At 51.6% G+C, this 16487-nt stretch carries 3 protein-coding genes (1 of these 3 running past the window's edge); all 3 read left to right on the top strand.

Going from position 1 to position 16487, the window contains the following annotated elements:
- Positions 1 to 10312 carry the 3' end of a non-ribosomal peptide synthetase gene (locus BN1546_RS00010; protein ID WP_255305233.1) on the top strand. The gene continues 12215 nt to the left of window position 1, outside the view, so the window shows 10312 of its 22527 coding nt (coding positions 12216-22527); its start codon lies off the left edge, out of view; the stop codon is at positions 10310 to 10312.
- Positions 10234 to 16128: an amino acid adenylation domain-containing protein gene (locus BN1546_RS27625; RefSeq protein ID WP_369690598.1), complete on the top strand. Its 5895-nt coding sequence runs from the start codon at positions 10234 to 10236 to the stop codon at positions 16126 to 16128. The genes BN1546_RS00010 and BN1546_RS27625 overlap by 79 nt, the downstream gene beginning before the upstream one ends.
- The coding region (locus BN1546_RS00005) for an AMP-binding protein (protein ID WP_176702314.1) at positions 16115 to 16487 on the top strand (373 nt) is incomplete at its 3' end. The genes BN1546_RS27625 and BN1546_RS00005, both read left to right, overlap by 14 nt.

Raw genomic sequence — 16487 nt, 5'->3', positions numbered from 1 at the left:
TGCGGGGCAAGAACTCAGTGCCAGTGAGCTGAGAAGTGAGCTGGGCCGAGAACTGCCAAGCTACATGGTACCATCCTACTTTGTACAGCTGGAGCAGATGCCACTGAGTCCAAACGGCAAAATTGACCGCAAGGCTCTGCCGGCACCCGAAGGCAGTCTGCAAAGCGGAGCGGAGTATGTAGAGCCGCGCACTGGAGCCGAACGGGCACTCGTAGCAATCTGGCAGTCCGTTCTGAACGTACAAACGGTCGGTATTTTAGACAACTTCTTTGATCTGGGCGGCGACTCCATCAAGGCGATTCAATTCTCTTCCCGACTGCTTCAAGCCGGGTACAAGATGGATATGAAGGACTTGTTCAAATTTCCAAATGTGAAGGAACTGGCTCCGCATCTTCGGTTAGCGGACAAGCAAACGACCGAGCAAGGCGAGGTCACGGGGAAAGTGGCGCTAACGCCGACCCAATACTGGCTTGCAGAACAAGGGCAAGTGCATGCGTATCCATTTAACCAGGCGGTTTTGCTGCATCTGAAGCAGGGCTTTGACGAATCCGCTCTACGTCAGGCGCTCATGAAGCTAACTGAGCACCATGATGCACTACGGATGGTGTTCAGCAAGACGGAGCAAGGCTATGAAGCATGGAACCGTGGAGTACATGAGGGCGAACTGTATCATCTGGATGTATTGAACTTTAGAGATGTCACTGATGAAGCCTTGCTTAGTGCGACGATTGAGGCGAAAGTCAGCGAAATTCAAAGCAGTATTTATGCGCATGAAGGCCCGCTATTTAAAGCTGGTTTGTTCCACTGTGCGGATGGGGATCATTTGCTCATAGCCATCCACCATTTGGTGGCAGACGGGGTATCGTGGCGCATTTTGTTGGAGGATTTAGCCACAGTCTATGAGAAAGCCGTCCATCAAGAAGTGCTTCAGTTACCGGATAAAACGGACTCGTTCCGTTCCTGGTCTCAAAGACTGTACACCTATGCGAATAGTGCAGCACTGGAAGGCGAACGCGCCTATTGGGAGCATCTGAACGCATCCGCTTTGGCTGACCAGGTACGCTTGCCTGAAGATCAAGCACAGGATGGCAAATTTATCTTGGCTGACACGGGTAAAATGGTCGTTAAGCTTTCGGAAGAAGAGACAGAACGGCTATTGAAGCAAGCGCACCGCGCATATAACACGGAAGTGAACGATCTGCTGCTGACAGCTTTGAGCATGATGCTGTACACATGGACCGGTCATGAACGTAGCCTGATCAATTTGGAAGGATATGGACGTGAGGGCATTTTACCAGATACGGACCTTTCTCGTACGGTAGGTTGCTTTACGGTTCAATATCCAATATGGCTGAACATCGGCAGTGATTTTACTTTATCGGGACGCATCAAACAGGTCAAAGAGAGTCTGCGTGATATTCCGAATAAGGGAATTGGCTACGGAATCTGGAGATATTTGAGTGAATCCGGCCAAGCCACGGATCAGCAAGCAGATGCACTGAATCTCGGTCAACATCAAGCTTTTGCCGAGCCACAGGTAAGTTTTAGCTATCACGGACAGTTTGATCAGGAGTTGCAAAACAGTGATATCCGTATGTCACCTTACTCGATTGGATCGGTCGTTAGTGATCAGGTGGAGATGAAATACGATTTCATTGTGGACGCGGGTGTAACCAACGGTATCCTGAAACTGGATATTCGATATAACAGCAAGGTCTTTCGTAAGGACACCATCCAAATGCTGGCTAACCTACTAAAAGCCAATCTGCTTGAAGTTATCGAGCACTGTGTTGCAAGGGAGCAGACCGAATTGACTCCAAGCGATGTACTGTTTAAAGGTCTGACCCTAGAGCAATTAGATACGATTAAGGAGCAGACAAAGACGGTTGGAGAATTGGAAAACGTGTACCCGCTAACGCCAATGCAAAAGGGTATGCTGTTCCATAGTTTGATGAATACACAAACCGAAGTGTATTTTGAACAGTTGACGTTTGATCTTGAAGGAGAGTTTGAACCGAGCATGTTTGAGGAAAGCGTGAAGCTGCTCGTAAGCCGTCATGCAATTTTCCGGACAAATTTCTACAGTGGCTGGCATGGTCAACCGTTGCAGGTTGTCTATCGTCATAAAAATCCGAGCTTCCGTTACGAGGATGCCAGAGGGCGTGAACACACTGTAGCTGAATTTGTGACTCAGGACAAAGCTCGAGGCTTTGATTTAGGCAAGGATGCGCTGATGCGTATAGCTGTCTTCCGTACAGGGGATTGCTCATACCGATTTGTATGGAGCTTCCATCATATCCTGATGGACGGCTGGTGTCTGTCACTTGTCATGGAAGAAGTGCTAAGTGCGTATTCGTCTTTGATGAAGAACAGGCAGCCGGAACTACCACCTGTCAGACCATATAGCCGTTACATTGAATGGCTGGAACAGCAGAAAGCGCAGGAAGCGGCTCGCTATTGGAGCGACTATTTGGCGGGCTATGAGCAACAGACCTTGTTGCTTGGTGAGAAAGCGCAGGCTTCTGTAACAGTGCAGAATGAGGATGCAGACGGAAGTGACGGGCGTTCGGATACAGGCTATGTTTTGGAGAAGGTGACCTTTGGGTTAGGTAAAGAGCGGAGTACCGCATTGAAGCGTATTGCAAAGCAACAGAAAGTAACAATTAATACGATTTTACAGAGTGCGTGGGGTGTTATTTTACAGAAATACAATAATAATCAGGATGTCGTGTTTGGTAGTGTGGTATCCGGGCGTCCGGCAGAAGTCGCAGGCGTGGAGAGCATGATCGGTTTGTTCATTAATACAATTCCGGTACGCATTTACAGTGAGCGGAATGCAACATTTGCTGAAATATTAAAGCGTACACAGGAACAGGCTTTGACCTCCGGTCCATATAACACGTTTCCGCTCTACGATATTCAGGCGCTGACTGAACAAAAACAAGACCTGATTAATCATATTATGGTCTTTGAAAACTATCCGATCGGGCAAAAGATATCTCAGGTGATTGATTCCGGCGAAGCAGACGCACATAAAGGCTTATCTATAGCCAATGTGGCAATTGCAGAGCAAACCAACTACGATTTTAACCTGATTGTCGTGCCTGACGAGGATATCACGATCCTGCTGGAATACAATGAACTGGTATATAACCGGTCCGAAATGCAGCGTATCAAGGGTCATATCGAGCATGTCATTAGGCAAATTGTGGAGAATCCGAATATCCGTGTGAGTGAGTTGGAATTGATAACATCGGAAGAACAAGCGCAGATTATTCAGGTTTGGGGCGATACTGCAACAGCTTATCCACAGGATCAGACGTTAAGTGCGGTGTTCGAGGAACAGGTGGCACAGACACCGGATCAGGTAGCATTAATGTTTGGACATCAGAGTCTGACTTATCGGGAGCTGAATGAACGAGCCAACTCATTGGCACGCATACTTCAAGCACAGGGTGTAGGACCTGATAAGCTGGTCGGCCTGATGGTGCATCGCTCAGTGGAAATGATCGTAGGTCTGCTGGCCGTTCTAAAAGCAGGCGGTGCATATGTGCCAATTGATCCCGAATTTCCGTCATCTCGTATTCAATACATGCTGGAAGATAGCGAGGCCACAGTGCTTCTGACCAGTCGTGATCTGTTGGAAGAGCACCATTGCAACGCCAATGCAATATTTATTGAGGATGCAGAATTGTATCAGGGAGAAAGCAGCAACCTGGAGGCGATTGCCCGCCCAGAGCATTTGGCTTACGTCATCTATACCTCTGGTTCAACTGGAAACCCGAAAGGGGTTATGCTCCAGCATCGCTCAGTGCTCAACTTTATTACAGGTATGCGCGAAGCAATTGACTTTGAAACGAGTCAAACCATTTTGTCACTGACGACCATTTCATTCGATATTTTTGTCTTGGAAACCATCCTGCCTCTGCTCGGTGGCATGACGGTTGTGCTTGGCGACCGCCAGCATCAGGTGAATCCTCAGGCACTTGGTGAGTTGATTACTCATCATCATATTGAGATGTTGCAAATGACACCATCGCGGGTGCAAATGCTACTGGGTCATGAAACAGGTTCCCACGCACTGCAAAGCGTGAAGGCAATTATGGTCGGGGGTGAAGCCCTACCGTCCAAGCTGTTGGGAGATCTGCAAAAGATAAACGGTCCTCGCATTTACAATATGTACGGACCTACAGAAACGACAGTTTGGTCGACTGTACAGGAACTGACCCATGCTCATCAAATTAATATCGGACGTCCTATCGCGAATACCCAAATATATATCATGAACGCGGATGGGGGATTGCAGCCAATCGGTGTGCCGGGCGAATTATGTATTGCAGGGGAAGGATTAGCCCGTGGTTATTGGAAACGCGAAGAACTAACGGCCGAGAAATTTGTAGAGAACCCGTTTGCCGGAGGCAAAGCAGGCTATGAACGGATGTACCGCACCGGCGATTTGGCGAGATGGATGCCGGACGGCAACATCGAATATCTGGGCCGGATCGATCATCAGGTGAAAATCAGGGGTTATCGGATTGAGCTGGGCGAGGTCGAATCGCAGCTGCTCCAGGTGGAATCGGTACGCGAAGCCGTGGTCGTGGCCCGTATGGACGAAATGGGCCAAAACCACATGGTGGCCTACTATGTCGCGGGACAAGTAGTCGAGGCCAGCGAGCTAAGAAGTGAGCTGGGACGGGAGCTGCCAGGCTACATGGTACCATCGTACTTTGTACAACTGGAACAGCTGCCACTGACACCGAATGGCAAAATCGACCGCAAGGCCTTGCCGGCACCGGAAGGCAGCCTGCAAACTGGAGTCGATTATGCAGAGCCGCGCACTATGCAAGAGCGCGCTCTGGTAGCCGTCTGGGAGTCGGTACTGGGGCTGCAGACGGTTGGTATTCTGGACAATTTCTTTGATCTGGGCGGTGATTCGATCAAGGCGATCCAAATCGCATCCCGTGCGTTCCAGGCTGGCTATAAGCTGGACATGAAGGATTTGTTCCAGTATCCAACCGTTGAAGCTCTGGCACCGCATATGCACGAGGTCCGTCGTATGGCAGATCAGGAAGAAGTCAGCGGGGAAACGGCGCTACTTCCGATCCAGCATTGGTTCTTGGCGCAGGAGCGCGAGCGTCCACAGCACTTTAATCAAGCGGTCATGCTCTATCGCGCGGAGGGCTTTGAGGAGACGGCAATTCGCCAAGCCATGGATCACCTCGTGAAGCATCATGATGCGCTGCGTATGGTATTCCATCAGACTTCCGCTGGTTATACAGCTTGGACTCGCCATGTAGAGGAAGGCACGTTATATACACTGGAAATGGTAGATTACCGTGAACGGGCCGCTTATGCGGAAGCGCTGGAAGCGAAGGCAACGGAAATCCAAAGCAGCATGGACCTGTCCGCAGGACCTTTGGTGAAACTCGGATGGTTCCGCACAGCGGAGGGCGACCATCTGCTGATCGCCATTCACCACTTGGTGGTGGACGGGGTGTCGTGGCGGATTCTGTTTGAAGATTTCTCGACAGGCTACGAGCAGGCGATCCAGGGCGAGCCTGTACGATTGCCCTATAAAACAGATTCCTTCCAAACTTGGGCACGGGAGTTATCCTCTTATGCTAACCGTCCTGAGGCTGCATCGGATGAAGTCTATTGGAAGCAGCTGGAACAGGTCAAAGCTGAAGCTGCACCACTGCCTAAGGATTTTGCCTACGAGGGCTCCGTGAATGCAGACAGCGAAGTGCTAACGGTGGAGTGGACTGAAGCTGAAACCCAGCAACTGCTGAAGCAGGCCCATCGCGCCTATAACACCGAGGTCAATGATTTGCTGCTGACCGCGCTGGGACTCGCGGTGCACAACTGGACAGGTGCAGGCCATGTACTGGTGAACCTGGAGGGACACGGTCGGGAAGCGATCTTGCCAGAGGTGGATATTACACGTACAGTAGGCTGGTTTACGAGCTTGTATCCAGTGCTGCTGGATACAGGTGCAAACCTGACGCTGGCTCAGCGGATTAAAGAAACGAAGGAAGGATTGCGCCGGATTCCGCATAAAGGCCTGACCTATGGCACTTGGCGTTACCTGTCCTCTGCGTTGCCTGCAGATGAAGTGGGCACGATCGCAGCCGAGCCGGAAATCAGCTTTAACTATTTGGGTCAAGTCGATCAAGATCTGCAAAACAGTGGAATCACGTTGTCCTCCTACCGTGCAGGGGAAACAGAGGATGCCCATTCACCGTTACTGTACACGCTGGATTTGAACGCGATGATCTCAGAAGGTAAGCTGCGCTTGACGATCGCTTACAGCCGTAAGCAGTATCGTAAAGAAACGCTGGAACGGGTGGCGGGGCTAATGAAATCTGCTTTGCAGGAGGTCATTGCGCATTGCGCCGCTCAAAAGCAGCCTCAGCTGACGCCAAGTGATGTATCCTTCAAAGGTCTGACGACTGGAGAGCTGGAACAGATCGCGGAACAGGCGGCACGTATTGGTGAGCTGGAAAATGTATACGCACTGACGCCGATGCAGAAGGGCATGCTCTTTTACAATCTGATGGATTCGCAATCGGGAGCATATTTTGAACAGGCCTCCTTTGATCTGCGAGGAGAGTTTAATATCGCTGCCTTTGCGGCCAGTTTGGATGTATTGGTGCAGCGGCATACAGTACTGCGTACGAACTTCTACAGCGGCTGGAAGGATGAACCGCTTCAGGTCGTGTACCGGAATAAGCGCAGCGAACTGTATGTTGAGGATTTGCGGGATATGGAGGAAGAGAAGCAAAACGAGTACATGCTCGAATTTACGCGCCAAGACAAGCAAAGAGGCTTTGATCTGGCGCAGGATGCTTTGATGCGTGTCGCTGTTTTGCGCACAGGTGAGGAATCGTACCGTTTTGTATGGAGCTTCCATCATATCGTGATGGACGGCTGGTGCTTGTCACTGGTGACCAACGAAGTGTTTGCGAGTTATTTTGCGATACTGGCTCATAAACAGCCGGAACTGGCCCCTGTAACGCCGTACAGTCAATATATCGAATGGCTAGAGCAGCAGGATCGTCAGGCCGCATCGAGCTACTGGAGCAAGGTTCTGGATGGATATGAGGAGCAGTCCCGCTTGCCACAGGCAAAAATTCAGGGTAAGACGGGGTATCAGTCGGAGCGTTTGGATTTTGATTTGGGCGCAGAGCTCACAGCTGGTATTCAGCGCATAGCCAAGCGTTATCAGGTGACCATCAATACGTTGATGCAAACCGTATGGGGCCTTTTGCTGCAAAAATATAATGGCACCGATGATGTCGTGTTTGGCAGTGTGGTATCTGGACGTCCGGCAGACATTCCGAATGTGGAGCATATCATTGGTCTGTTTATCAATACGATTCCGGTGCGTATCCGCAGTCAGGTGGACAGCGTATTCTCCGACGTGATGAAGCACATCCAGGAGCAATCGATTGCTTCCCATGTGTATGATACGTATCCGTTGTATGAAATTCAGGGGTTGTCGGAGCTTAAGCAGGATTTGATTCATCATATTCTTATTTTTGAGAACTATCCGGTAGAGGAGCAAATTGAGCAATTAGGTAGTAGTGAGGCGTCCAGCTTCACGATCACAGGAGCCGAGTCCGTTGAGCAGACCAACTATGACTTTAACGTGGTAGTGCTGCCGGGAAACACCATTCATATGAGCTTTGGCTATAATGCCCTAGCCTTTGAACGGGAAAGTGTGGAGCAAATTCGAGGTCATCTGGTGCAGCTGCTGAAGCAGGTGACAGCGAATCCGAACATTCGTGTACATGAACTGGACATGGTTACGATGCAGGAGCGTAAGCAAATCGTTGAGGTGTGGGGCAATACAGCGGCAGCCTATGCAAGCGAGCAAACGATTCACGGCTTGTTCGAAGCGCAAGCATTAGAGACGCCAGAGCAGACAGCCTTGTTCTTTGAAGGAGAAACGCTGACTTATCGCGAGCTGAATGAACGCGCGAATCGTCTGGCACGTACCTTGCGCAGTCAAGGCGTGACGAAGGATCGGCTGGTGGGTCTGATGACCGAGCGTTCGGTGGATATGATCGTGGGCATCTTCGGGATTTTGAAAGCTGGAGGCGCATATGTCCCTATTGATCCGACGTATCCGGAGGAACGTATCCGCTACATGCTGGACGACTCGGGTGCGAAGCTGCTGTTAACACAAAGTCATCTGATGGACAAAGCAGTTATTGATGGTCAAGTACTGGTATTGGATGGAGCACAAACCGTGTACCACGAGGATGGTTCCAACCTGGAGCCGCTGTCTGGTCCGAACGATTTGGCGTATGTAATCTATACGTCGGGTACAACCGGGCAGCCGAAGGGCGTTATGCTGGAGCATCACGGGCTCTGCAATCTGAAAACGTATTTTGATCAGACACTCAAGATTAGTACAACGGATCATGCACTGCTGTTTGCCAGCTATTCGTTCGATGCGGCTTGCTGGGAAATCTTCCAAGCGCTGTTCTGCGGGGCTACGTTATATGTGCCAACAACAGAGACGATTTTGAACTACGAGCGGTTTGAGCAATATATGGCGGATCACCACATTACGGTGGCTGCTTTGCCACCGACCTATGCGGTGTATCTGGAGCCGCAGCGGATGTCAAGCCTGCGTATTCTGTTCACTGCGGGTTCAGCCTCATCCACCGAACTGGTATACAAGTGGAAGGATCAGGTGGCGTACTACAATGGCTATGGACCAACCGAAAACTCGGTGGCGACGTCCATCTGGCCGGTATCCGAGGATGAAAGGGCAGGACAACTCATTTCCATCGGACGTCCTATGCCGAATCACCGGGTATACATGGTGGATATCCATGGACATTTGGCGCCGGTCGGCGTAGCAGGTGAACTGTGCGTGTCCGGTCCGGGTCTGGCGCGTGGTTATCTGGATCGTCCAGATCTGACGGCGGAGAAATTTGTAGCGAACCCGTTTGCGGCGGGTGAAGCAGGCTATGAACGAATGTACCGTACGGGGGACTTGGCGAGATGGATGCAAGACGGCAATATTGAATATTTGGGCCGGATCGACCATCAGGTAAAAATCCGGGGCTACCGGATCGAACTGGGCGAAGTCGAGGCACAAATCTTGAAAGTGGAAGACGTGCAAGAGGTCATCGTACTGGCCCAAGCGGACGAGCAGGGGCAAAACCAACTGGTGGCGTACTATGTCGCTGAAAGAGACGTAAGCGCTGGGGAGCTGCGCGGCTTTCTGGGTGAGGAATTGCCAAACTACATGGTGCCTTCGTATTTCATCCAGCTGGAGCAGATGCCGCTGACACCGAACGGCAAAATCGACCGTAAGGCCCTGCCGGCACCGGAAGGCAGTCTGCAAAGCGGAGCGGATTATGTAGAGCCGCGCACAGCACTGGAGCAGACGTTGGTTTCGATTTGGCAGTCTGTATTAGGAACGAAGAACATCGGGATTTTGGATAATTTCTTTGATCTGGGCGGCGATTCGATCAAAGCAATCCAGGTATCCTCCCGCTTGCTGCAAGCGGGCTACAAGCTGGACATGAAGGATTTGTTCCAATATCCGTCCATTTCGCTGCTGAGCGATCATGTACACCCAGTTAGCCGTACGGCCGATCAGGGCGAGGTTTCGGGAAGTGTTAAGCTGACTCCGATTCAGCAATGGTTCTTTGGACAAGCATCGGCAGAGCCGCACTATTTTAACCAGTCGGTGATGCTGAATAGAGCAGAAGGCTTCGACATAGGCGCATTGCATCGCACGGTGACCCAGATGACGAAGCATCATGATGCGCTGCGTATGGTCTTCCGTCAGACGGAACAGGGCTATGAAGCGTGGAATCGCAGTGTGAACGAAGGCGAGCTGTACAGTCTGGACGTTGTGGATTTGACGGATGTGCAAAACATGGCAGAGGTGGCAGCCGCAATTGAGATGAAAGCCAATGCCATCCAAAGCTCCATTCATCTGGATGAAGGACCGCTGGTGAAGCTGGGACTTTTCCGCTGCATGGATGGAGATCATTTACTGATTGCCATTCACCATTTGGTTATAGATGGGATCTCATGGCGGATTGTGTTTGAAGATTTTGCGACTGGATATGAACAGGCCGTTCGGGGAGAAGCGATTCGCTTGCCTTATAAAACGGATTCGTTCTCTGCTTGGCAGAGCGGTTGTCTCAATATGCGAACAGTCCGGCCATTGACAACGAACGCGAATACTGGCAGCGTCTTGCTCACATGGAAGTTGCATCGCTGCCTAAGGATCGAGACAAAGCGGCAGGACAGCCTTTTTGGGTCAGAGATAGTGAGACGGTGACCGTAGCTTGGAGCGAACAGGAAACCCGGTTGCTGCTTCAGGAATCACATCGTGCGTACAATACGGAGGTCAATGATTTGCTGTTAACCGCACTCGGCAGCGCATTGTACAACTGGAGCGGTCAAAAGCGTGTGCTGGTCAATCTGGAGGGGCATGGCCGGGAAGCTATTGTTCCAGATATGGATATTACACGTACCGTGGGCTGGTTTACAAGTCAGTATCCCGTGCTGCTGGATGTCGATGGAAAGGCGGAAGTAGGGCAGCGCATCAAGCGGGTAAAAGAGGACCTGCGTCATGTGCCGCATAAGGGTATTGGTTACGGTATTTTGAAGTATATGTCTTCGGATAATGCCGATCCTTCCTTGAATCTGCAGCCTGAGATCAGCTTTAACTATTTGGGACAATTTGATCAGGATTTGGAACAGAGTGACATCGTGCTGTCTTCGCATACGGACGGAGAACCGATGAGTGGTTATACCGTGCTGGAGCAGCCGCTGAATGTGAACGGCATGATTACAGCAGGCGTGCTGACCTTGGAAATTCGCTATGACAGCCAAGTATATCATCAGCAAAATGTAGAGAAGTTTGCCCGGCTGCTACGGGAAAGCTTGCAGGAAGTAATCAAGCATTGTGCCTCCCAAGAGCGGAGCGAACTAACGCCAAGCGATGTCTTGTTCAAAGGCTTGTCGTTGGAACAACTGGAGCAATTAACGGAGCAAACGGCTTCTGTGGGTGAACTGGAAAATGTGTATGCTCTTTCTCCCATGCAGAAAGGGATGCTGTTCCATAGCTTGATGGAACCCGACTCAGGTGCATACTTCCAGCAAGCCTCGTTTGATCAAAAAGGCAGCTTCGATGTTGCTGTTTTCCGCAAGAGCCTAGATCTGCTGACACAGCGTCATGAAGCGCTGCGGACGAATTTCCATCGGTTTGAGACCGGACACGGTCAGGAGCCATTGCAACTGGTGTTCCGTCACAAAGATAGCGATCTGTCCTTCAAGGATGTACGCGGAATGCCGAAAGCAGAACAACAGGCGTATATCCAGGCGTTGAAGCAGGAGGATCAGGCTCGGGGCTTTGATCTCGGTACGGATGCACTCATGCGCGTACAGGTATGGCAGACCGATGAAGAAACGTATCACTGGGTTTGGAGCTTCCATCACATTATCATGGACGGCTGGTGCTTATCGCTCGTTACGGGTGAGGTGTTTGGTACGTACTTTGCGCTGCTGGAGCAGAAACAGCCGGAGCTGGCTCCGATCACACCGTATGGCCAATATATCGAGTGGCTAGAGCGTCAGGATGAACGTGCGGCAAAAGAGTATTGGAGCAACTATTTGGCGGGCTTTGAACAGCAGACGTTGCTGCCTGGATCGGATACTGCATCGAAAGACCACGTGACGGACAGCAGGGAACATGCGGTATCCTCGACAGCAAGCGAAGCCAGCGAATATGTTTCTGAAAAAGTAACGGTAGATCTGGATCCAACGTGGAGCGAAGCCATGTACCGGATTGCAAAGCAGCAGCAGGTCACGATCAATACGCTGATGCAGAGCGTGTGGGGCGTTATTTTGCAGCAATATAATAACAATGAAGATGTTGTATTCGGCAGTGTCGTATCTGGACGTCCGACGGATATTGCTGGCGTAGAAAATATGATCGGTCTGTTCATTAATACGATTCCGGTTCGGATTCAAAGTGAACGAAATGCCACGTTTGTCGAAATCATGCGGAACACGCAGGAGCAAGCGCTGGCTTCGGGGGTATATGACAGCTTCCCGCTGTATGAAATTCAGGCGCTGACCGAGCAGAAGCAGCATCTGATTAATCACATTATGGTATTTGAAAACTATCCGGTAGAGGAGCAAGTCGAGCAGTTGGGTGAAGTTCGTCCGTCTGCATTTGACATTACGAATGTAGAGGTTGTTGAGCAGACGAACTATGATCTGGATTTGATTGTGATGCCGGATGAAACCTTCCGCATCATGTTCAGATACAACGCGAATGTGTACGACCGGTCTACGATCGAGCGGATGCAGGGACATGTACTGCATGTCATCGGGCAAATCGTGAACAATCCGCATATCCGTGTGAATGAGCTGGAATTGGTGACACCGGAAGAACAGGCACAGATCGTTCAGGTATGGGGAGATACAGCGGCAGCCTATCCGCAGGATCAGACACTAAGCAGTCTGTTTGAGCAGCAGGTCGCGAACATGCCGGAGCAAGTCGCGGTACTGTGCGGTGAAGAGTCGCTGACCTACCGTGAGCTAAACGAGCGAGCCAACCGTTTGGCCCGGACGCTGCGTGCGGAAGGGGTGGAACCGGATCAGCCGGTGGGCATTCTGCTTCACCGTTCGCTGGACATGATCGTAGGTATCTACGCGATCCTCAAGGCAGGCGGAGCTTATGTACCGATCGATCCGGAATATCCGGCCGACCGCATCCGCTTTATGCTGGAGGACTCGGGCGCGAAGCTAGTGCTGACGCAATCGCATCTGGCGGAGCAAGCATCGCTGAGTTTCGACGGCCGGGTGCTGGTGCTGGACCGTGAGGACATCTATCACGAAGATGGCTCGAATCTGGAGCCCTTGGCCGGACCGCACCATGTGGCCTATGTGATCTATACCTCCGGTTCCACCGGAAAACCGAAGGGCGTGATGGTGGAACACCATTCCGTGCTAAACCGGATTTTGTGGATGCATGATCGGTATGGCCTAAGCGTGGAAGATACGATTCTGCAAAAGACCGCCTTTACCTTCGACGTGTCGGTGTGGGAGCTGTTCTGGTGGTCGATGGTCGGCTCAAAGGTAAGCCTGCTGTCGGTCGGCGGGGAAAAGAACCCGGAAGACATCGTCGACACGATTGCCCGCGATGGCGTGAGTACGATGCACTTTGTACCAGCCATGCTGCATGCGTTCCTGGAATATGTGGAGCAGCAGCCGCGGGATGTGATGCGAGCGAAGCTAGGCACACTGCGCCATGTCTTTGCCAGTGGCGAAGCGTTGCCGCCACAGCATGTGGCCCGGTTCCAGCGGCTCGTGTCGAGCCTAGCCGGAGCGAAGCTAGTCAACCTGTATGGCCCAACCGAAGCGACGGTGGACGTATCGTACTTCGATTGCGAGCCGTCAGAGGAATATGCGGTTATTCCGATCGGAAAACCGATTCAAAACATTCGTCTCTACATCGTGAAGGAAGGCACGGAGCAATTGCAGCCAATTGGCGTGGCAGGTGAACTGTGCATCGGCGGTGTCGGCGTAGCTCGAGGTTATCTGAACCGTCCGGAGCTGACGGCTGAGAAATTTGTGAAAGATCCGTTTGCTGGCGGGGAAGCAGGGTATGAGCGGATGTACCGTACCGGCGATTTGGCGAGATGGATGCCGGACGGGAACATTGAATATCTGGGCCGGATCGACCATCAGGTGAAAATCCGGGGGTACCGGATTGAGCTGGGCGAGGTCGAAACGCAGTTGCTCCAAGTGGAATCGGTACGAGAAGCGATTGTCATGGCTCGTGCAGATGAAACGGGACAAAAACACATGGTGGCCTACTATGTCGCGGGGCAAGAAATCAGTGCCAGCGAGCTGAGAAGTGCGCTGGGGCAGGAACTACCAAGCTACATGGTGCCGTCCTACTTTGTACAGCTGGAGCAGATGCCACTGAGTCCCAATGGCAAAATCGACCGCAAGGCACTGCCAGCACCGGAAGGTAGCCTGCAAAGCGGAGCCGATTATGTCCCGCCGCGGACGTGGGTGGAAGTGAAGCTGGCGCAAATTTGGCAAGATGTGCTGGGCCTGGCACAAGTTGGCGTGAAGGAAAACTTCTTCGAGATTGGCGGACATTCGCTGCGGGCGACGACACTAACCTCGAAGATTCACCAAGAGCTGAACAAGCAGCTTCCTCTGCGCAGTATTTTTGAAGCACCAACGATTGAACAACTGGCGGCTGTGCTGGAACAGCTGGATCAGGTGGCGTATGCGTCCATTCCAGTAACGGAAGAGCGTAGCTTCTATCCACTATCCTCGGCGCAAAAACGACTGTATGTGCTGCATCAGTTCGATCCGCTGGATGTGAACTACAACATGCCGTCGGTGCTGCAAGTGAGCGGTCCGCTGGACGTGAAACGAGTGGAACATGTATTCCGTCAACTGATCGCCCGCCATGCGACCTTGCGTACCCGTTTTGAGCTGATCGACAGTGAGCCAATGCAATGGATCGAGGACACCGTACCGTTCGAGGTGGAATATACGAAGGTACAGGCAGAGGGTGCGACTGCGGATATAGATCAGGACACAACTACAGATAGGTACACCAGGGTCAACATAGAGGCGCAACAGCTGGTGCGGCGCTTTGTCCGTCCGTTTGATCTCAAAGCTGCGCCGCTGCTACGAGTAGGCTTGGTGGATCTGGGCATTCAAGGAGTAGAACAGGAATCCCAACATCTGCTTATGCTCGATATGCACCATATCGTCTCAGATGGGGTGTCCCTGGAGGTCCTGACTGATGAGTTTGTCCGTTTGTATGACGGTGAAGAGCTGGCGCCATTGCGGATTCAGTACAAAGATTATGCCGTATGGCAGCAAAGCGAAGCCCATCAGGAATGGATGCAGCGTCAGGAAGCGTACTGGCTGAACACCTTCCGAGGGGAACTGCCTGTGCTGGATCTCTCTACGGACTTTGCTCGCCCAGCGGTACAGAGTACGGCAGGGGATACGATCGAATTTGTACTGGAGCGTGAGGTTAGTGAACGCCTGAAAGAACTGGCTGCCCAGACCGGCTCTACCCTGTATATGGTGATGCTGGCTGCGTACACCACACTCTTGCACAAATACACAGGCCAAGAGGACATTGTAGTCGGTACGCCGATTGCAGGACGACCGCATGCGGAGCTCAGTAATCTAGTCGGTGTCTTCATTAACACGCTGGCGATTCGTAATTATCCATCCAGCGACAAATCGTTCCTTGAGTATCTGCAAGAGGTCAAGGAACATGCGCTCAGTGCGTATGAGCATCAGGATTATCCTTTTGAAGAATTGGTTGAAAAATTGAATGTAGCGCGGGATACGAGCCGGAATGCGCTGTTCGACACGATGTTTGAATTGAAAACGTTGGAGAAGCGGGAGTTCGAGCTGGAAGGGCTGAGCTTGAACTCCTATCCACTGGATAATCATACATCCAAATTCGATCTGAGCTTGGAGGCAATAGAGCAGCCAGAAGGCATTCTGTGCAGTCTGGAATACAGCACAGTGCTGTACAAGCGGGAGACCATGACGCGATTGGCACAGCATTTTGCGGAAATTGTTCGAGCGATTGCCTATCATCCACAGCAGCCACTGGCAGTTTTGAATATGGTAACCGATGAGGAACAAGAGCAACTCATCTACGGTTTTGGAGAAGTGGGCGTAACGGATGTTGCTGTTGAAGCAGGAGCCCTGTTCCATACCTTTGTGGAAAAACAGGCCCAGCTTATACCAGATCACGTGGCGGTGGTGTACGAGGAGCAACAGCTTACGTACCGGAAACTGAACAAGCGTGCGAACCAATTGGCGCGTAGATTGCGAAATGAAGGTATCGGACGCGAATCGATTGTCGGCATTCTGAGTGAACGGTCGGTAGACATGTTGGTCGGCGTATTGGCGGTATGGAAGGCTGGAGGCGCATATGTGCCGCTGGATGCGGATTATCCGTCCGAACGCATTCGCTTCATGCTGGAGGACAGTGGTGCGACGGTACTGTTGACCCAGACGGGATTGCAGGAGCGCGCACAAGCATGGCTGAATGAAAGCCAATGGACTTTGGGCGATGAAAAAAGCTAAGGGTGAGCTGGAGACGGCGGTTAGCGTTGAAACGATGGAAAGAGACAACCTGAATGAAGGCTTAAGCTTGAAATCAGATTCGAAGTCTGACAGCGAAGCAGCATCTGAATCGGCAACAAAGCTGTGTCTGTATACTGTATTAGCGCTGGACAACGAGTCGATGTACACGGGAGATACGACAGACGTCGATCACATCAATGAACCGCACGATCTGGCGTATGTGATCTATACGTCCGGGACAACCGGACGTCCGAAGGGTGTTATGATCGAGCATCGCAGTTTGGTGAATACGGCTGCGGCGTATCGCCGGGATTACCGTTTTGGAACCAGTTCCCAGTACATTGCCTGCAACTGGCCCA

Origin of the sequence: Paenibacillus sp. Mc5Re-14 (assembly GCF_001049835.1) — a bacterium.
Classification (GTDB): domain Bacteria; phylum Bacillota; class Bacilli; order Paenibacillales; family Paenibacillaceae; genus Paenibacillus; species Paenibacillus polymyxa_C.
Note: the sequence above shows the minus strand (reverse complement) of the source record. Positions and strands in the feature narration are given on the sequence as shown.

Excerpts from the sequence above, each read along its gene's own strand:
- BN1546_RS27625 (WP_369690598.1), top strand. The coding sequence starts at position 10,234 with ATGGAAGTTGCATCGCTGCCTAAGGATCGAGACAAAGCGGCAGGACAG.